We start from the raw sequence: 19,604 nt of genomic DNA on the forward strand, positions 1-19,604 counted from the left end.
CTAGCCCTCTAGCTTAGATTTGTCTCGTACTGCACCTTTGTCAGCACTGGTTGCCATGCTGGCGTACGCTTTAAGTGCAAAAGAAACTTCACGTTGACGATCAGCTGGTTTCCAACCAAGTTCGTCTTGTTTTGCACGGCGTGCTGCCAGTTCATCTTCTGCTACATCAAGCGTAATAGAGCGACTTGGGATATCAATGGTGATGATGTCGCCATCTTGAACCAAGCCAATCGTACCGCCACTGGCAGCTTCTGGGGATGCATGACCAATTGACAGACCCGATGTGCCACCTGAGAAGCGACCATCCGTTAGCAAGGCACAAGATTTGCCTAATCCCATCGATTTTAGGTAAGTGGTAGGGTAGAGCATTTCCTGCATACCCGGACCACCTTTAGGACCTTCATAACGAATAACAACCACTTCGCCCGCTTTAACTTTACCACCTAAGATGCCATCAACTGCTGAATCCTGGCTTTCAAATACAATCGCAGGACCCTGGAACTTAAGGTTCTCCTCATCAACACCAGCCGTTTTAACGATACAGCCATCAACCGCAATGTTACCTGCGAGAACGGCCAGGCCACCTTCTTGACTGAATGCGTTCTCTTTTGAACGGATACAGCCATCGGCACGGTCATCGTCCAGACGATCCCAGCGGCAGTCTTGTGAGAATGCTTTGGTGGTACGGATACCTGCAGGGCCTGCTCGGAAGAACTTAAGTACTTCTTCGTTTTCTGTTTGCATGATGTCGTACTCGGCAAGCTGCTGCTGCATGGTCATGCCTAATACCGTACTCGTACTGCCGTTTAGCAAACCGGCACGGTCGAGTTCACCTAAGATAGCCATTACGCCACCCGCACGGTGTACATCTTCCATGTGGTATTTTTGTGTCGATGGCGCCACTTTACACAAGTGTGGTACACGACGAGACATTTCATCGATATCGTTCATATCGAAGTTTATTTCACCTTCTTGCGCAGCGGCTAAAAGGTGTAGAACGGTGTTACTTGAGCCACCCATTGCGATGTCCAGCGCCATTGCGTTTTCAAAGGCGTCGCGGTTAGCAATGTTGCGTGGTAAGGCGGACTCGTCATCTTGTTCGTAGTAACGTCGAGTCAGCTCAACGATACGTTTACCAGCATTAATAAACAATTGTTCACGGTCGGCGTGTGTTGCCAGCATCGAGCCATTGCCTGGTTGAGATAGGCCTAGAGCTTCTGTCAGACAGTTCATTGAGTTGGCGGTAAACATGCCTGAGCACGATCCACAGGTTGGACAAGCTGAGCGTTCTACCTGTTCGCTCTGTTGATCCGACACGGTTGGATCGGCACCCTGAATCATCGCATCAACCAAATCGAGTTTGATAATTTGATCAGAAAGCTTGGTTTTACCTGCTTCCATTGGGCCGCCAGAAACAAAGATAACCGGAATGTTTAGGCGCATAGCGGCCATCATCATTCCTGGAGTGATTTTGTCACAGTTAGAGATACATACCATTGCATCAGCACAGTGTGCATTCACCATGTACTCTACAGAGTCGGCAATCAATTCACGTGAAGGCAATGAGTAAAGCATACCGCCGTGACCCATTGCGATACCGTCGTCGACAGCAATGGTATTGAATTCTTTTGCGATACCACCTGCTTTTTCGATTTCACCGGCAACCAACTGACCCATATCTTTCAGGTGTACGTGGCCAGGTACAAATTGAGTAAACGAGTTCACCACAGCGATGATTGGCTTACCAAAGTCTTCATCTTTTACACCAGTTGCACGCCAAAGCGCGCGGGCGCCCGCCATGTTACGACCATGTGTGGTGGTTGCTGATCTATATTTTGGCATTTCCTAATTCCTTCTTACTTCTGCTCTGGTTACACACAGTCTAACCAGCCCACTTTTCTTTCGTGGTGCTGTTACATAGGCCATCGTAGGCCTCTCGCAGTAGTTTGTGATTGGACAACGCTTGGCGCTGCCCATTTCCATTGTTTCGCGTATTACCACTGGCTTGCGTCATTAACCGAATTAAATCGGTAGTCAGCGCAGCTATCCTTATGCACTTACCTGTTGTTGTAAGTTGTGGTTTGGCAGTTCATCGTTGCGGATTTTTAGTACCTCAACGTGGCGAACATCCCACAGTTTCTCAATTTGATTGATCAAAAATGAGATTGGGCGATCGCTGTCGACGATGATCTCCACACTGGCGACTTTACTTTCGTGGTTTTGCGTCGCTGCTACTTGTTTGATCACGAAGCCTCGGTGACGAATCACACGTAGAACGCGCTCTAACAATACCGGTTTATCATCGGCTTTGATGTCGAGTAAATATCTGTCCATGTGATCGTCTCCTAGGTGTTTTCCAACATATCACTGTTTGATGCGCCAGGTGGCACCAAAGGCCACACGTTTTCTTCTTCGTCGATTAACACGTGAAGCATGTAAGAAGTTTTGCTTTCCAGCATCTCTTTCAGTGCTGGTTCCACTTCTTCTTTCTTGGTGATGGTTTTACCCGGAATATCAAATGCTTTTGCCAGCATCACGAAGTCAGGGTTGTCATCCAGGATAGTTTCACTGTGTCGACCATCGAAGAATAGCGATTGCCACTGGCGTACCATACCAAGACGTTGGTTGTTAAGAAGAACAATCTTCACCGGAATCTGGCGGCGTTTTAGCGTACCTAATTCCTGCACGTTCATCATGAATGAACCGTCACCAGTAATAAGAATAGACTGATCATCCGGGCGAGCAACGGCAGCACCCATTGCCGCTGGCAGACCAAAGCCCATGGTGCCCAAACCGGCTGAAGTGATGAAGTTTTGCGGATCACGTGGCTGGATATGTTGCGCAGCCCACATCTGGTGCTGGCCTACGTCCGTTGAAACCATAGAGCTGTCCGGCATCATGTCAGACAACTGCTTAAGCAACAGTGGAGCGTAGATAAGTTCACCCGGGTGGTCGTAGCGCCATTTGAAGCCGCTGCGTAAACTCTCACTGTGGTGAACCCATGGCGTGATGTCTTGGGTTAGCTCTAGCTGAGGAAGAATGGTTTTGATGTCTCCACGCAGTGGTGCGTTTGCGTGGCGCAGCTTATGAATTTCTGCTGCATCGATATCGATATGAATCACTTTCGCATTAGGTGCAAAAGTATCAAGCTTACCCGTCACACGGTCGTCAAAGCGCGCACCAACTACGATGAGTAGGTCTGCTTCCTGAACCACGAGGTTCGCTGCTTTGGTGCCATGCATACCTAGCATACCCAAGTAGTGAGGGTCATGACGTTCAATGGTGCCTAAGCCTTTCAGAGTGCTTACCGCTGGCATTGGATTCAGACGTAAGAACTCTCGTACCGCATCGGTCGCTTTCGCTAGCTGAACACCACCACCAACGTATAACACAGGGCGAGTAGAAGCGGCTAACACTTCTTGTGCGCGCTTTATGTCTTCGGCAGGGACATCTTCGATTGCTGGTGCCACATATGGCGTAAGCAAATCTGTTGGCGCTTGAGCAAGCTGAACGTCTTTAGCGATATCAACAATCACTGGACCAGGGCGGCCAGTTTTCGCTACTTCAAACGCTTCGGCTAGCGTCGGAGCGAGATCTTCAATTTCAGTAACCAGATAGCTGTGCTTGGTACAAGCTAAAGACATACCAATCACATCCATCTCCTGGAAGGCATCGGTACCGATGTGAGAACTGGCAACCTGACCTGTGATGGCAACCAGTGGGACGGAATCAAGGAAAGCGTCAGCTAGGCCAGTCACTAGGTTTGTGGCGCCAGGGCCGGAGGTTGCCATACAAACGGCAACATCTTGAGTGGATCGAGCCATACCAATAGCGGCCATGGCTGCACCTTGCTCATGACGGCATAAGATGTGCTCGACACCTCCGTCATACAAAGCATCGTAGATTGGCATGATGGCTCCACCGGGGTAGCCAAACACGGTCTGGATGCCTTGCTGTCTTAAAGCGGCTACGACAAGTTGTGCACCGGTCATCGTAAACCTCCTTTGCTACGTTGTGGCTCGTAGCTATCGCCATGTGTACTGCACTTCATGTGCACTCCCATTCTTCCCGTTAAACTGTCCAAGGGTTAGACAGATGACAACTTGTAGTTGTAAAAAAACCCCCGGACCTTTCAGTGCGGGGGTTTTTTATAATTTGTGGTTATCTTTCGCCCACAACACCCCGCGCGGTTCCAATAATGACCACGATAATCAGGGCTAGCAGTGAGTTAATGTAAGCGAAAAGATTCATCTGTCTGTCGTTCTGTTTTCGTTAAATTTTGTTGTGTAATGTTCTACGAAATTGTTTGCGTCATTAGTGGTATCACACAATTCCTCTGCATGACAAGCAAAAAGTCATTCTTTTTTCACATTAACTCCCAATTAAGACGCGGTATATAACATAACCACATAGAAAAGTACTTGTTTATCAAGTGATCAATAACGTATTGGGGAGCATATGGGGCTGGCAATCATTCATAGTCGGGCAAGTGTCGGAGTACAGGCACCGTCAGTTAGTGTGGAAGTACATATTAGTAACGGTATGCCGGGCTTTACTTTAGTAGGGCTGCCAGAAACGACGGTAAAAGAGTCTAAAGATCGGGTACGCAGTGCCATTATCAATTCTAATTTTCAATTTCCTGCAAAGCGTATCACGGTCAACTTAGCGCCAGCGGACCTACCCAAAGAGGGCGGACGTTTTGATCTGCCTATCGCGTTAGGCATTTTGGCTGCTTCAGAGCAAATCGCGACAGATAAGCTAAAAAAATACGAATTTGTTGGCGAATTAGCGCTATCTGGTGGCTTAAGACCTGTGAAAGGCGTACTGCCTGCTGCGCTCGCTGCGAGCAAGGTTCAGCGGCATTTGGTGGTGCCGCATGTAAACGGTGATCAGGCGGCGCTGGTGGCTCAAGAGCAGCATAAGTCTGCTCAGTCATTGCTTGAGGTCTGTGCTGAGTTATGCGGCCAGCATCGGCTTAGTTTGCATCAAACGCCTGAGCGAATCATGTCAGAAAACCATAATCGAGATCTGCAAGACATTATCGGCCAGCAGCAGGGAAAGCGGGCTTTGGAGATCGCGGCGGCAGGTAACCATAACTTATTATTTTTAGGACCACCCGGTACCGGAAAAACCATGTTAGCCTCGCGCTTATGCGATTTGTTACCTGAAATGAGTGATGAGGAAGCGATGGAAACCGCGTCCGTCGCGTCACTGACACAAAGCGAAATTAATGAATATAACTGGAAGCGACGACCGTTTCGTTCTCCACACCACTCCAGTTCTATGGCGGCATTAGTCGGCGGAGGCTCGGTGCCGAGGCCGGGTGAGATTTCACTGGCGCACAATGGCTTATTGTTCCTCGATGAAATGCCAGAGTTTGATCGCAAAGCTCTGGACTCGCTGCGAGAGCCGCTGGAATCGGGGGAAATCATCATCTCTCGGGCTCAGGGAAAAACCCGTTTTCCTGCCCGCTTTCAGCTGGTGGGTGCACTCAACCCCAGTCCGACGGGTTACTACGAAGGCAATCAGGCACGCACCAACCCTCAAGCCATTCTGCGCTATTTAGGTCGCTTATCAGGGCCGTTGCTGGATCGATTTGATATGTCGCTGGAAATTCCTGCGTTGCCAAAGGGGACATTATCGGAGGGTGGGGACCGAGGTGAGCCTTCAGCAGTCGTTAAAGCGCGGGTCAATGATGCTCGACAAAATATGTTAAACCGCAGCGGCAAGGTGAATGCTTTGCTGGGAAGTCGTGAGATAGAAACGTTTTGTCCACTGCAAAAAAGTGATGCTGAGTTTCTGGAGACCGCTTTGCATCGATTGGGGCTGTCTATTCGTGCGTATCATCGAATCATTAAAGTTGCCCGTACTATTGCCGATCTGGATGGGGAAGAGCAGATTGAGCGCTCCCATCTGGCGGAAGCGCTTGGTTATCGTGCGATGGACCGGTTACTGAAACAGCTTACTGCCCAGTCTGTCTAATCAGTCCTTACCCCAACTAGCGGTCAGACAATTAAAAACGATAGCTGAAGCCTAACGAGAATAGGTATTCCTTCTCGTCATAGAAGGTAATGTTTGAGTCGGTTTGACTATAGCCTGCGAATGAAATGAAAGACCAGTCTTGCCAATCAAACACATTTTGATATTCGTAAGCGGCAAACAGGCTCAGCGTGTCGTCACTGCGCTTCTTGGTAAAGGTTGCGCTTTTAGATTGGTAGTCCTGAAGCGTATAGCCACCGGTGAGCGCTAAGCGATGACGATTGATGAATTTAAACCAGCTAAGCTCAAACCCATATGAGTCAAAGGATTCTGCTTTACCATCCGCATCTTGGTTAATGTAGGTAAACGCGGGTTGCAGTATTGATGTGCGATCCAGTGAAATTCGGTAGTCACCTTTGATGTAGTAAATATCAGCGTCGCGAACCAGGGAGCGATCCGTCACTTCTTCATCATCAATTTCTTTGTCCGCATAGGCCAGATCCAGATTGAAGTTTTTATCAATCAACCCTTTGACCTGAAAGCGATAAGCGTTACCGCCCTCATCGGTTGTGCGGCGAGCGACACCGACCTGATATGGATTGCGCCAGGTTTCCCCTTCTAACATGGTTGGCAGGTACGATACATCGAGTATCGTGCCTGACGGCAATTGGTATTGATAGCCTAACTGGAACGCAAGTGTACCAATGGCTACGTCTGAACGAGTGGTACCTGCGTAGACTTGCTGGTTGAGCTGGGTTCCGAAGGTATACGCGATGTTGCCAAGAGGTGCTGCGACCACCGAGCTGTCGCTGTCAGCACTGTGATTCAGTGAATCGATGGTTCTGTCGTTATCGGTATTAAAGTTAGATTCTGAGGTCACAAAGGCAGCGTTCAGTGAAATCTCGCCACTGAATCCAGAGGTTTCGGCAAGCTGTGCCTGAGCAGAGCTGACGATAAAGGCCAAGGTCAAGACCGTTAGTCTTGGTTTCATTCATGATCTCCCTATTTGTGAATGAATGGTTGGAACCATGGTCGAGCGCTTACTTACAGCCTATGGTTCGCTAATTTTTCCCTAATCTAATTGGCAACATACTATTTTTGTTGCATAAAGTGCAAGAGCATTCAGGATGACTACGTCAACGATAAACTCTACGAGCGCAGTTTCAGCAGTGGTTAGGTGGTGTCGGGCAAGAGAAAGAACGGTTACTTGAGGAGATTCACAGATAAGTGCAGACTGTTAAAGGATGGTTGATAGATAAAAGAAAAGGGGGAGCATAAACTTATGCTCCCCCTTTTGAATTATTTAAATTGGATTATTTTAGATCGAGCAAGTAATTCACCAGAGCAAAATATTCATCCATGGTTTTGATGCTTTGTGCTTGTACCAGGTACTTGTTGTTGACAATCACTGCAGGAACACCAGTCAGGCCACTGTCTTCAAACTGCTTATCCATACGACGAACCATAGAGTCGACGGCAAACCCTTTGAATGCTGAGTCAAACTTCTTCTCGTCCACCCCTTCATCTAAGAAAATTTGACGCAGTTCTGCATCGTCACGTGGCGCTTTACGCAAATTGTGGATGCGGTTAAACATCACAGGGACCATTTTGTCTTCAATCTTAAGTGCCACCATGGTTGCGAATGCTTTGCTCATTGACGGACCCATGTTGCCACCCATAAAGGATACGTGGTTCTTTTGTAGCTTCACGCCTTCTGGCAACTGCTTTTTAAGTTGCTGAATGACCGGCTCAAATGAATTACAGTGCGGGCAGTAGAATGAGAAAAACTCAGTCACTACAGGCTTTTGGGATGCCTCTAGATCTAGTACCTTGTAATGTTCACCTTCATTGAATTGCGCCGCCTGTGCTGAGAGGCTCAGCATCAGTACAGAAAACAGTGCGAACAGCTTTTTCATTTAAATATCTCCATTTTGAATTAGTTGGCTGACTTACCATTGAGGCATTAAAGAGAGGGGCGCTTCTTCTAAGTTGGCAATCTGCTCTTTAAAACCAAGAACCTGACCTTCCCAGTATTTTGGCTCATTAAACCATGGAAAAGCCAACGGAAATGCAGGGTCATGCCAACGTTTTGCTAACCATGCCATGTAATGCACCATTCGTAGACCGCGAAGTGGCTCAATTAGTTTCAATTCTGCTGAGTTAAAATCGCAAAACTCCTGATAAGCTTCTAAAACGATATCCAGTTGCATCAGTTTGTCCTGACGATCACCATTTAAAAGCATCCACAAATCTTGTACGGCTGGACCATTACGGGAATCATCTAAGTCGACAAACATCGGCCCATCGCGCCAAAGAATGTTACCCGGGTGGCAGTCGCCATGCAGACGAATAGTGCTAAAGTTGTCCTGCCAGTGGTTTTCTATGGCTTTTATCAAGATATCCAGATCGTTAAAGAAGCTGTTCTCCAGATGCATAGGGATCATGTTTGAGTTGTGCAGTATATCCCGTGGCTGGTAGAGGTATTCTTGCAAGCCGATACTTGGTCGGTGTTGAAAGGTCTTTTTACTGCCAACCTTATGGATACGACCTAAAAACCGGCCAACGCCTTCCAGCTGCTCCAGGTTATCTACTTCAAACTGACGTCCGCCGACACTTGCAAATAGTGCGAAGCTGTAGCCTTGGTAGTGATGTAACGTTTGGCCGTTAAGAATGACTGGCGGCGCGACAGGGATTTCGTTTTCGATCAGCTCAAGAGTGAAATCGTGTTCTTCCTGAATTTGCTCGTTGCTCCAACGCTCTGGGCGGTAGAACTTGACCACATAGCGGCGTCGCTCTTCATCGGTAAACTGATAAACGCGGTTTTCATAACTATTGAGAGGGAGAAAGCCGGATTCCGCGCGAATACCGATGCTTTCTAACGCATACCACATAAAATCGGGTGTGAGGGCGTCAAAGTTAAACGTACCTTGGGACATATAAAATAAAAAGGCTCATTGCTGAGCCTTTTTCCATTAGTCATCGAATTTGAAATCAGAGTTTTTTGATAAACCGACTTTCCACTTCGATGGTGAATTCGTTGCTCTTATCGGTGAGTATAAACTGAATTGTGGTTATCGCAGAGTTTAGCTTGTCAGGATCTGCGCCAAGACTCATTGGTAAGTTCAGTACTTCACCTGGCTGTACCTGAATGGTCTGTTTGCCATACCAGCTTACATCGCTCAAGCCTTCAACATCCAACTGATATTCCTGCACTTGCTGGGTCTTGTTGATCACTTTAAGTGTGTAGGTGTTCTCGACTTCACCTGAACTATTTACGCGGAACAGTTGGTTGCGGTCCCGAAGCACGCTCATGCCAGCAGGGTCTACGGACGCAATCTGAGCGAAGAATAGGCCAATCATGATGAGGAACACGGCGCCATAGCCAAGCAGTTTAGGGCGCATAACCTTAGTATGTTTACCGGATAAACGGTGTTCCGTGGTGTAGCTGATCAACCCTTTCTCATAACCCATGCGCTCCATGGTTTGGTCACACGCATCAATACAGGCACCGCAGTTGATGCACTCGTATTGTAAACCGTCTCGAATATCGATGCCCGTCGGACACACCTGTACACACAAGTCACAGTCAATACAGTCGCCTAAGCCTAGCTGTTTTGGATCTGCCTTACGTGAGCGCGGACCTCGCTTTTCACCACGTTTGGTATCGTAGCCGACAATGAAGGTGTCTTTATCAAACATGGCTGACTGGAACCGCGCGTAAGGACACATGTGAATACACATGATAGATCGCATCCAGCCGGCGTTACCGTAAGTACAGATAGCAAAAAACATCACCCAGAAAACCGGCCAGAAACTGGAGTTAAACGTGAAGAAGTCGATCACCAGTTGTTTCATAGGAACAAAGTAACCGACAAAGGTGAATCCAGTTATCAGCGCGATGGAAAACCAGGCAATATGCTTGAGGGCTTTACGTAACGCTAAGTGAGCGGTCAGCTTGTTAGCGTCTTGTTTACGGCGTTTGTTGGCACTGCCTTCCAGTTTTTCTTCAAACCAAATGTACATAAATGTCCAGACGGTTTGTGGGCATAGATAACCACACCAGACCCGACCTAAAAAGGTGGTAATAAAAAACAGGCCAAACGCCCCGATAACAAACAGCAGTGCAAGTAGAGTGAGATCTTGCGGATAAAGGGTGGTGCCAAAAAAGTTGAACTGCTGATTACCGATATCCAGCAAAATGGCTTGGCGCTCACCGTATGGAATCCAAGGGGTCAAAGCAAATAGCAACAGCAAAAACCAACCGCCATAGCGTCTTAGTTTTTGGTAGGTTCCTTTACTTTCACGTACATAGATGCGATTACTTGGGTTAAAACGATCCCCGTTACCCTTATGGGTCTTTGGGTTAAAAGTTTTGGGAGTCACATCTTTGATATCGATCTTATCCTGACTCATGCTCTTATCCTTCTTAGGCTTTCTTATAATGTACGGCGTCATTTCTGGTGATGTCGCTCGATGACATTGCTATATCTATTTTAGTTAATACTGATAAACGGCGATTATACAACCAATAACAATTCCTTTTCTTTAACGTAGTCAATGTTTAACAACAAAAGTCAGTACAGTTAACCTAATAAATGGCTGAACAGTTATCCCTCACTTCGGTGACTATCATTTCGCTATAAAAAAGCGACTCAGATGAGTCGCTTAGGAAAATGTATGGCTGTTATTGATGTTATTTGATGACGCCGCGAGCGCGTAAAAGTGCGGTTTTAAAATCGTCTTCCTGGTCTTTTTTCAAACCCGGAATCATTTCATCTTTACTGCTGTTACGCATTTTTAAATGGTAGATCAGAACGTCATCAGTGAGGTCTTCTAGTCTGCCCTCATAACCCGCTTCTTTAGACAGTTTGATGATGAACTGCAGCAGGTTCATGTCTTGGTCTTTTTGCCACTCAGGTTCCAATAGCTCAAGCAGCTCTTCGATACGATGACACTTCATTTCTTTCTCCACAAATTTTATAGGTATTTTGTTTAAGGTATCAAATTGCATTGAGAAGACAAATAGATGTTCGTAAACAAACTGAGCGTTGGAGGTATTTCGAAGTGATTACAGAGGGGAAAAGAAAAAGCGCAGCTGATGCCGCGCTTTATATTAAGCTGCTTTGTTAACTTTGGACGGAGTTTTCGACGTTACCGCTTTTTTCTCAACCAATGTTTTACCAGGCGCAACTTGGTGTGCCTGAGGTGCAGCAGCAAAGCCACTGCGGCGGCGCATTGCACTGCTATTAGTGTGTGCGAACCTGACTGTTGTTGGGCGCATTCAGTTACCTAACTGTCAGGCATATCCATTGCCGTTCTAATGACCTGAATCACTATGAGCTAACCTTGAACTAAGTAAAGATTCGCTCTTTTGGCTCGCGCCAATCCAGTTAGTGAGTCAGGAATAACGATATGCATGCATATCATTTAACAGGTTAGCACTCTTGTGATAATTGGTCGATACTTGAGCAGTTGAATTCTTTCGATTTTGTCATTTTAAATGACAAATGAGTGCAAAATTTTGTTTTGATCCCCAGATCAGCAGTAGTAGTATGAGATCTCGACAAAGGAGGTGCATATGTCATTTTTAAAGAAGACACTTGCGAGTTTTGGTATCGGCAGTGCTAAGGTCGATTCGATCCTGAATCAGGATGTGATATACCCCGGTCAGAGCGTGGATGTGTCTATCCATGTATATGGTGGGGCGACAGAACAAAAGATCGATAATATCGATATGAAGCTTTGCTGTCGCTACATTGCTGAGGGACCAGATGACCGAGGTTCTCGAGAAGGGCATAACATGCGTCGTGTGCCGCAGACTCATGTCCTGGCGGAGTGGAGCCTCCCTTACTCGTTTACCATTCATTCCGCAGAAGAGCGCACCTTTGATGTGAAGCTCGATGTTCCCTGGAATACCCCCGTCACGATTGGCGATGCGAAAGTCTGGCTGGAAACGGGCTTGGACGTTGCTGCTGCGCTCGATCCAACAGATAAAGACACGCTTACTATTCGACCTGATCCACTGATGGACGCCATTTTATCCGCATTTGAAGCGCAAGGGTTGCGTATTCGCCAGGTGGAGTGTGAAGAGGTTAAAGGCTTTGACCTGCCATTTGTTCAGGAATTTGAAATGGTACCCACCGATGGGCCATATCATGGTGTTTGGCGTGAGTTAGAATTTGTAGCGCATCGCAGTAAAGAAGAGCTGAAATTATGGTTCGAAATAGACCGGACTCGAAGTGGTGCTGGGGGGATGCTGGCGAGCCTGCTTGGCAGTGGTAAGCTTAATCGAGAACTGACGATTCCTGTGACAACCGACCCAGAAGACGTGGGAGAGATTGTGCTTAATTACCTCGACCAAACCACCGCCATGCACGACCCTGAAGTTTAGCTTACACGTGTACGCCTAATGTGCCATACTAGAGTGAATGTGCACGCTCTAGTATAGGTGTTCCGATGTCATCACTAAAGAAACCTCAATATAGCCAGAGTGAAGAATTTGCTAACTCGCTCACCCATGGTATTGGGATGATTCTGGGTATCGTAGGTTTGATTCTGCTATTGATCAGAACAAGCGATCAACAAGCGGATACTCTGACCATCACCAGTATGGCGATCTATGGTGCGAGTATCATTGTACTGTTTCTTGCATCTACGCTGTACCATTCAATCCCACACCCGAAAGCCAAACGCTGGCTGAAAACGTTTGACCATTGTGCCATCTATTTATTGATAGCCGGTAGTTACACACCATTTCTACTGGTGAGTTTACGTACGCCGCTAGCGATTGGTTTAATGATCGTGATTTGGAGTATCGCCTTAATTGGCATCATCATGAAAGTCGGGTTTATTCACCGTTTTAAGCATCTGTCTCTGACGAGCTATCTGGTGATGGGATGGCTGTCACTTATTGTGATTTATGAACTGGCTATCACTCTGGACATCGGCGGGCTGACTCTGCTAGCGGCAGGTGGCTTGATCTACACGCTTGGGGTTATTTTTTTCGTAGCGAAACGCATTCCCTTTAATCATGCGATTTGGCATGGCTTTGTGTTGGCGGGTTGCGTGTGCCACTTTTTCGCCATCTATTACTTTGTCGAGCCGATCTAAGTCTGCCTTAGCCGGCTCGACGGTCGTATTAGCGAGTTTGTACTTCGACAACTTTTGCCGAGAACTGGTATTGCTGAGATTGTGGTAGTGCTAGTTTGATAGTTTTACCTTGCTCAGCTTGTTGTGGGCGAAGATAGGTATCTGCCATACGCTTGATTGACTGCCAAACAGTGACCTTTTCTTTCGCCAATGCTTCTCCAGACATATTGAACACCTGAACTTCGACTTCAACCTGAATCACTGACTGCGAGCTTTGGTTGGTGATCGAGGTCGGGAAGATCAGTTCGCCACTTTCGTAGCTTGCAGAACCAATCAATATATCCACACCAGAATCAGAGAGCTGCATGGTTGGTTTTTTTGTATTGACGGTAACGGTTGTACCTACGGTTTTGGTCACGACAGGGATGGTCGCAATTACTGGCGCAGAAACCGCTTCAGTTGTTGTTATTGCCGTTTTGCTTGCTGAGGCGGTCGTCGCTTTTGACGCTGTATTCTCAACCACATACTCCCAAGTAAAGTCATCATTTAACTTTACGTTTCTTCCGTCGGCTAGCGTGACTATCTCGGCAGCATAGACCGATGAAGTGGCCATCAGGGCAGCCAAAGTCATCCAAGTTTTCATTGTTGTACCTTTATTTTATTAGGATTAACGACGCCAGAATGCTGGAAAGAATAGGACCAAAATGGTCAGAATTTCCAGACGGCCCATTAACATACCAAAGCTTAGTAGCCATTTTGCAGAATCGGGTAGTGGAGCAAAGTTACCCGTTGGGCCAATCACAGAGCCCATACCTGGGCCAACGTTCGCAACAGCGGTAATAGAGCCGGAGATGCTGGTAATTGGGTCTAAGCCGAGCGCACTCAAGCAGCCAGCAATAAATATAATGGTGATAAAGAACATCAACACAAAAGCGACCACGGATCGCACAATATCATCGTTTACGGGGCGTTGGTTATAGCGCTGGACAAAAACACCGGAAGGGTGAACCAGTTTTAGCATCTGCTTGTTCAGCAGGGTCATGGCTACCTGAAAGCGAAATATTTTTATCCCGCCGGATGTTGAGCCCGAGCAGGCACCTGCAATCATCAAGAAAGCGAACAGTGTGGTTGGCAGTGCTCCCCACGCCGTAAAGTCTTCCAGGCCAAATCCGGTCGTCGTCACGACTGACACGATATTGAACATCGACACACGTATAGCATCGAGTATGGTGTAGCCATCGCGAACAACCAGCCAGCATGCAATGACCAGACTTGAGAAGAGGAACAGGTAAGTGAAGCCACGAACCTGTGCGTCTTTGAGGAGGATTTCAATTCGACGTTTTCTCAATGCCGCCACGAACAGTAAGAACGGCAATCCACCCAGGAACATAAAGGTCGTCGCTACCCAGTGGGCTCCGTTAGAAAAGTTATTCATGGAGCCATCTGAGGTTGAGTAACCACCAGTAGAAAGGGTAGTGAACGCGTGGTTGATTGCCTCAAAGACACTCATGCCTGTCAGTATATAACCGCCGATACACAGCCCGGTTAAAATCAGATAAACCAGGACGATATTTTTCGCGACAGTCTTGGCTCTTGGGCTACTCTTATCCGACCAGTCGGAAGATTCCGTTTGGAACAGCTTCATACCACCGACGTTAAGCATAGGCAAAACGGCTACCGCCATCACGATAAAGCCCACACCACCAAGCCACTGCAGAATGGAACGCCACAATAAGATGCTTGGTGCCATATCATCCAAGCCGCTTAGCACTGTTGAACCTGTGGTAGTGATACCCGACATGGTTTCGAAATAGGCATCGGTAAAACTGATGTGGTTAATGAAAACAAACGGCAACGCCGCGAAAGCACTGGCGATGGTCCAGACTAAGCTGGTAATGAGGAACATGTCGCGCACACTGAGTTTGAATTTAGCCGTTCGGCCGATACTCAGGCAGATAAACGCAGCCAAATGAGTAATCACCACCGCTTGGGCAAAATCGAGAAACCCGCCCGTGCCAGTGAAGAAAGCGACCAAAGTCGGCACGTACATGAAAAGGGCCAGTTTGGATAAAACCAGCCCGATAACAAACAGTACGGGACGTAAGTTGACCATAAGAGAGTCCTAGAGGAAAAATGGGCTCGGCTGGAACAGAGCTTCGACGTCTGGTACGTATTTTTTGTCGACCAGGAACATCACAACATGGTCATCTTGTTCGATGATCGTGCGGTCGTGAGCGATAAGTACTTCTTCACCACGAACAATGGCACCGATGGTGGTGCCGGGTGGAAGTTTAATATCTCCAATGGCGCGACCGACCACTTTCGATGTGGTTTCATCACCATGGGCAACGGCTTCGATCGCTTCCGCTGCACCGCGGCGTAGAGAAGATACGTTAACAATATCGGCACGGCGAACGTGGGTCAGCAATGCAGAAATGGTTGCTTGCTGAGGCGAAATAGCCACATCAATCACACCACCTTGTACCAGATCGACATAGGCACCACGCTGAATCAGTACCATTACCTTTTTGGCACCCATGCGTTTTGCCAGCATCGCGGACATTATGTTGGTTTCATCTTCGTTGGTCAGCGCAATGAACACGTCGACCTGATCGATGTTTTCTTCGGTTAACAGTTCTTGGTCGGCTGCATCACCACAGAAGACGATGGTGTTACCGAGCTGCTCAGACAACTGTTCAGCGCGTTGGTAGTTACGCTCGATTAATTTCACGCTGTAGGTCTGCTCTAAGCGTTTGGCTAAGCTTGCGCCGATGTTACCACCACCAACAATCATGATACGGCGGTAAGGCTTCTCTAGACGCTGTAGCTCACTCATTACGGAGCGAATATGATTACTTGCCGCGACAAAGAACACTTCATCATCAGCTTCAATGATAGTCGTGCCTTGCGGACGAATCGGACGGCCTTGACGGAAGATTGCTGCTACACGGGTATCGATATGAGGCATGTGCTCTCGTAGCGCTGAGAGTGCGTTACCGACCAATGGGCCGCCATAGTAGGCTTTTACAGCAACCAGACTGACTTTCTGCTCAGCGAAGCTGACTACCTGTAGTGCGCCAGGATATTGGATCAGACGTTCGATATAGCTGGTTACCAGCTCTTCTGGTGCAATTAGGTGGTCGACGGGGATCGCACCAGATTTAAATAGGGCTTCTTTTTCTGCCAGATACTCAGGCGAACGGATACGTGCAACACGGTTAGGCGTGTTAAACAGAGTGAAGGCTACCTGACATGCTGCCATATTGGTTTCGTCAGTGTTGGTGACTGCAACCAGCATGTCGGCATCTTGCGCGCCAGCTTCGTGGAGTACATCCGGATGGCTTGCGTGGCCATTGACCACACGCAGGTCATATTTGTCTTGCAGTTCACGCAGTCGGTCAGAATTGTTATCGACGATGGTGATATCGTTGTTTTCACCAACCAGGTTTTCTGCCAGTGTGCCGCCAACCTGACCAGCACCAAGAATAATGATCTTCATACTCTTTTCTCGTTATCTGAAAAAGGCGATTGAATGACTCCAATCGCCCTATTTAGTCTGCTGTTACGCGTGTGTTTTCGTCAGCACAGCGTAGTAGAATCCATCCATGTCTTCTTCACCTGGTAGAATTTGACGACCAGGGTGTTCAGGATCCGAATCCAGCAATTTCGCATCAGCGGTGCGAGCTAAGAATGCTTTCACTTGCTCTACGTTTTCTTGTGGAGTGATTGAACAAGTTGCATAAACCATTGTGCCGCCTGGTTTTAGCTGTGTCCACATCGCATCGAAAATTTCGCTTTGCAGCTCTGCTAATGCCGCAATATCGTCGGCTCGGCGCAGCCATTTGATATCAGGGTGACGACGAATCACGCCCGTCGCAGAACACGGCGCATCCAGCAAGATGCGGTCAAATTGCTCACCTTGCCACCATTCTTGAGGATTACGTGCATCGCCGCAAACCACTTTTGCCTGAAGATTGAGACGCTTCAGGTTTTCATGTACACGTTTCAGGCGAGTGTCGTCACAGTCAATCGCGACCACTTCACTGCCGGATGTACGCTCAAGAATATGTGCGGTTTTGCCACCTGGTGCTGCGCAGCAATCCAGAATCAACTCACCGTCTTTTGGTTCTAGGTAGCTAATTGAAAGCTGAGCCGCAGCATCTTGTACCGATACCCAACCTTTCTCAAATCCAGGCAACTTGGTCACATCGCATGGCGCAGCCAATTTTAGCGCGTCCATTGCCTCTGTGTGCGGCGTGGCCTCAATGTTTTCATTTTTGAGCAGTGCCAGATATTCATCACGAATATGGTGCTGGTGGTTGACTCGCAGCCACATTGGCGCTTTCTGATTGTTGGCTTCGACAATGCTTTCCCACTGCTCTGGGTAAGCGTCTTGCAGCAGTTTAAGCAGCCAACTTGGGTGTCCATACTTGCCAGCGTTGTGGCTAACGGCAATCTCGTCAAGCTCTTCCTGATTGCGTTGGTAATTACGCAATACCGCATTAATCAGACCACGTAGGCGAGGGCCTTTCAAATCTTTAGTGCCTTCAACGGTTTCGCCAACGGCTGCATGCGCAGGAATACGCATAAAGCTCAGCTGATAAATACCAACCAGGATTAAGTGATGGAAAACACGCTGTTTACCTTTCAGAGGCTTATCCATTAGCTGGCTTGAAATGGTTTCAAGGCGAGGTAAGTAGCGAAGTGCTCCGTAACAGATCTCTTGCAAAAGCGCGTGATCACGAGGTCGGATTGTTTGTTGAGCCGCTGGTAGAGCGCTAGAAAGAGAATGGCCCTTGTCGACGACAAGATACAGGACGTTGGCAGCCGCAGCGCGAACATTCATGATGAGTACCTTAAAGTAAAGGAGGGCATCTCTGCCCTCTAAAAGTTCGTATTATTAGGGGAATAACTCACCCTAGTATGGCTTAAATCAGCTGGGTGCCAACTTCAAACCAAGATGCACGCGAGTTCAGAATGTCTTGAACTGGCATGGCTTTTTTACCCGGAACCTGCAGTTGCTCCAGAACTAATACGCCATTGCCTGTCGCTACATAGATACCGGTTTTGTCTGCTTGCACAATCGTGCCTGCTGGCTTATCGCTGGTTTGCTCAGCCACTCGGCTTTGCCAAACCTTGATGCTGTTCTCAGCCGCTTCAAAATGGCTCATAGGCCAAGGATTGAATGCGCGTACACAGCGTTCAATATGTGCTGCGTCGTCGCTCCAGTTAATGCGAGCTTCTTCCTTGCTGAGCTTTTTCGCGTAGTTTGCGAGCTCATCATCTTGCTTAACTGGCACTGCTTTATCCGCAGCGATATCTGCCAGACAATCAATCAGCGCTTGCGGGCCAAGGTCGGCAAGCTTTTCGTACATAGATGCACTGGTATCCGTCGCTTCGATTGGTAGCGTCGCGATTTTCAGCATATCACCCGTGTCCAAGCCAATATCCATTTGCATGATGGTTACGCCAGTTTCTGCATCACCCGCCCAGATAGAACGTTGGATTGGTGCCGCACCACGCCAGCGAGGCAGGATAGAGCCGTGTACATTAATACAACCGAGCTTAGGCGTGTCTAATACTACTTGTGGTAGCAGAAGGCCATAAGCTACAACGACCATGATATCGGCGTTCAGATCAGCCAGCGCTTGTTTCGCTTCATCTGATTTGAAGTTCTCAGGCTGATAAACCGGGATGTCGTGTTCTAGTGCAATGTTTTTAACCGGGCTTGCAGTAAGCTTTTTACCGCGACCCGCAGGGCGGTCTGGTTGAGTATACACTGCAATTACTTCGTGCTCCGAAGACAACAACGCCGCCAAGTGACGGGCGGCGAAATCCGGAGTACCTGCAAAGACAATACGTAAAGACTGACTCAAGGTAGACTTCCTTCTAAATTGGTATGGGTCGCGATTAAGCGTTTAGCTGCTTTTCGTTGTAGCGTTTGATCTTCGCCAGCTTTTCCTGAATGCGTTTACGCTTCAGAGGCGATAGATAATCAACAAACAATTTACCTTGTAGGTGATCCAGTTCGTGTTGAACACAAATCGCTAGCAGGTCGTCAGCGTCAAAGGTAAATTCTTTGCCATCGCGATCCAATGCTTTAACGGTAACCTCAGCCGCGCGAGGCACAAGGGCGCGAGCACCCGGCACCGATAGACAGCCTTCTTCGATGCCATCTTCGCCACGCTTTTCCAGAATCTCAGGGTTGATAAGCACCATTGGCTCATCACGAGTTTCTGAAATATCAATCACTACGATACGCTTATGAATATCAACCTGCGTTGCAGCAAGGCCAATACCTTCTTCGTCGTACATGGTTTCAATCATATCATCGACGATTTTTTGAATTTCAGGTGTCACCGCTTCCACAGGCTTAGCGACTGTGCGCAGGCGATCATCTGGAAATGTTAATACTTGTAATACAGACATATTCACTCGAAATATTGAACTGTGCCGAAACAGCACAAACCTTGTTGGCTCAATTCTAGACATTTTATGGCCTAAATGACAGCATCCTTGCATTAATTTCCGTACCA

The 19,604-nt window shown here is 47.8% G+C and carries 18 protein-coding genes; 3 read left to right on the forward strand and 15 right to left on the reverse strand.

All coding sequences use genetic code 11. From position 1 onward, the window contains the following. The 3 genes from ilvD to ilvG all read right to left on the reverse strand — a co-directional run bounded on the left by ilvD (position 1) and on the right by ilvG (position 3,992). Complete coding sequence (gene ilvD / locus RXX31_RS20785) at positions 1–1,842, reverse strand: dihydroxy-acid dehydratase (RefSeq protein WP_317591604.1); 1,842 nt, start codon at positions 1,840–1,842, stop codon at positions 1–3. Positions 1,843–2,049: 207 nt separating this feature from the next. After that, entirely contained in the window at positions 2,050–2,334 is a 285-nt protein-coding gene (gene ilvM, locus RXX31_RS20790; protein WP_317591605.1) for an acetolactate synthase 2 small subunit, read from the reverse strand. Between the two features lie 11 nt (positions 2,335–2,345). Further along, on the reverse strand, positions 2,346–3,992 hold the full coding sequence (gene ilvG, locus RXX31_RS20795; RefSeq protein WP_317591606.1) for an acetolactate synthase 2 catalytic subunit: 1,647 nt from the start codon (positions 3,990–3,992) through the stop codon (positions 2,346–2,348). A 466-nt stretch (positions 3,993–4,458) separates the two neighbouring features. On the opposite strand from ilvG, the gene RXX31_RS20800 reads away from it, so the two are divergent. Beyond that, positions 4,459–5,982, forward strand: a complete 1,524-nt coding sequence (locus RXX31_RS20800) for a YifB family Mg chelatase-like AAA ATPase (RefSeq protein ID WP_317591607.1) — start codon at positions 4,459–4,461, stop codon at positions 5,980–5,982. Positions 5,983–6,013: 31 nt separating this feature from the next. Here RXX31_RS20800 and RXX31_RS20805 read toward each other — a convergent pair whose 3' ends face one another. From RXX31_RS20805 to RXX31_RS20830, 6 genes are all read right to left on the reverse strand, one after another. Further along, the gene (locus RXX31_RS20805) at positions 6,014–6,970 is read right to left on the reverse strand and encodes a DUF2860 domain-containing protein (RefSeq protein ID WP_317591608.1); all 957 of its coding nucleotides are present in this window, start codon (positions 6,968–6,970) and stop codon (positions 6,014–6,016) included. A gap of 322 nt (positions 6,971–7,292) precedes the next feature. After that, positions 7,293–7,895, reverse strand: a complete 603-nt coding sequence (locus RXX31_RS20810) for a thiol:disulfide interchange protein DsbA/DsbL (RefSeq protein ID WP_317591609.1) — start codon at positions 7,893–7,895, stop codon at positions 7,293–7,295. 33 nt (positions 7,896–7,928) lie between these two features. Next, complete coding sequence (locus RXX31_RS20815; protein ID WP_317591610.1) at positions 7,929–8,915, reverse strand: serine/threonine protein kinase; 987 nt, start codon at positions 8,913–8,915, stop codon at positions 7,929–7,931. A gap of 55 nt (positions 8,916–8,970) precedes the next feature. Then, the gene (ccoG, locus tag RXX31_RS20820) at positions 8,971–10,392 is read right to left on the reverse strand and encodes a cytochrome c oxidase accessory protein CcoG (RefSeq protein WP_317591611.1); all 1,422 of its coding nucleotides are present in this window, start codon (positions 10,390–10,392) and stop codon (positions 8,971–8,973) included. Between the two features lie 280 nt (positions 10,393–10,672). Next, on the reverse strand, positions 10,673–10,939 hold the full coding sequence (locus RXX31_RS20825) for a YihD family protein (RefSeq protein WP_317591612.1): 267 nt from the start codon (positions 10,937–10,939) through the stop codon (positions 10,673–10,675). A gap of 153 nt (positions 10,940–11,092) precedes the next feature. Then, positions 11,093–11,260 carry a hypothetical protein gene (locus RXX31_RS20830; protein ID WP_317591613.1) on the reverse strand — a complete coding sequence of 56 codons (168 nt, stop codon included), beginning with the start codon at positions 11,258–11,260 and terminating at the stop codon, positions 11,093–11,095. Between the two features lie 297 nt (positions 11,261–11,557). Between RXX31_RS20830 and RXX31_RS20835 the strand changes: the two genes are divergently transcribed. After that, positions 11,558–12,370, forward strand: a complete 813-nt coding sequence (locus RXX31_RS20835) for a sporulation protein (RefSeq protein WP_317591614.1) — start codon at positions 11,558–11,560, stop codon at positions 12,368–12,370. 65 nt (positions 12,371–12,435) lie between these two features. Beyond that, positions 12,436–13,089 carry a PAQR family membrane homeostasis protein TrhA gene (gene trhA, locus RXX31_RS20840; protein ID WP_317591615.1) on the forward strand — a complete coding sequence of 218 codons (654 nt, stop codon included), beginning with the start codon at positions 12,436–12,438 and terminating at the stop codon, positions 13,087–13,089. A gap of 28 nt (positions 13,090–13,117) precedes the next feature. On the opposite strand, the gene RXX31_RS20845 is transcribed toward trhA, so the two are convergent. The 6 genes from RXX31_RS20845 to def form a co-directional block, all read right to left on the reverse strand. Beyond that, positions 13,118–13,711, reverse strand: a complete 594-nt coding sequence (locus tag RXX31_RS20845; protein WP_317591616.1) for a DUF3157 family protein — start codon at positions 13,709–13,711, stop codon at positions 13,118–13,120. A 24-nt stretch (positions 13,712–13,735) separates the two neighbouring features. Then, entirely contained in the window at positions 13,736–15,181 is a 1,446-nt protein-coding gene (locus tag RXX31_RS20850) for a TrkH family potassium uptake protein (RefSeq protein WP_317591617.1), read from the reverse strand. A gap of 9 nt (positions 15,182–15,190) precedes the next feature. Then, a complete protein-coding gene (gene trkA, locus RXX31_RS20855) occupies positions 15,191–16,567 on the reverse strand; it encodes a Trk system potassium transporter TrkA (protein WP_014233389.1) in 1,377 nt (458 codons plus the stop codon). A gap of 63 nt (positions 16,568–16,630) precedes the next feature. Then, positions 16,631–17,914 carry a 16S rRNA (cytosine(967)-C(5))-methyltransferase RsmB gene (rsmB, locus tag RXX31_RS20860; protein ID WP_317591618.1) on the reverse strand — a complete coding sequence of 428 codons (1,284 nt, stop codon included), beginning with the start codon at positions 17,912–17,914 and terminating at the stop codon, positions 16,631–16,633. An 82-nt stretch (positions 17,915–17,996) separates the two neighbouring features. Further along, entirely contained in the window at positions 17,997–18,944 is a 948-nt protein-coding gene (fmt, locus tag RXX31_RS20865) for a methionyl-tRNA formyltransferase (RefSeq protein ID WP_317591619.1), read from the reverse strand. A gap of 34 nt (positions 18,945–18,978) precedes the next feature. Continuing rightward, entirely contained in the window at positions 18,979–19,497 is a 519-nt protein-coding gene (gene def, locus RXX31_RS20870) for a peptide deformylase (RefSeq protein WP_317591620.1), read from the reverse strand. Positions 19,498–19,604: the final 107 nt, after the last annotated feature.

This window comes from Vibrio sp. EA2 (assembly GCF_033042495.1).
GTDB lineage: Bacteria > Pseudomonadota > Gammaproteobacteria > Enterobacterales > Vibrionaceae > Vibrio.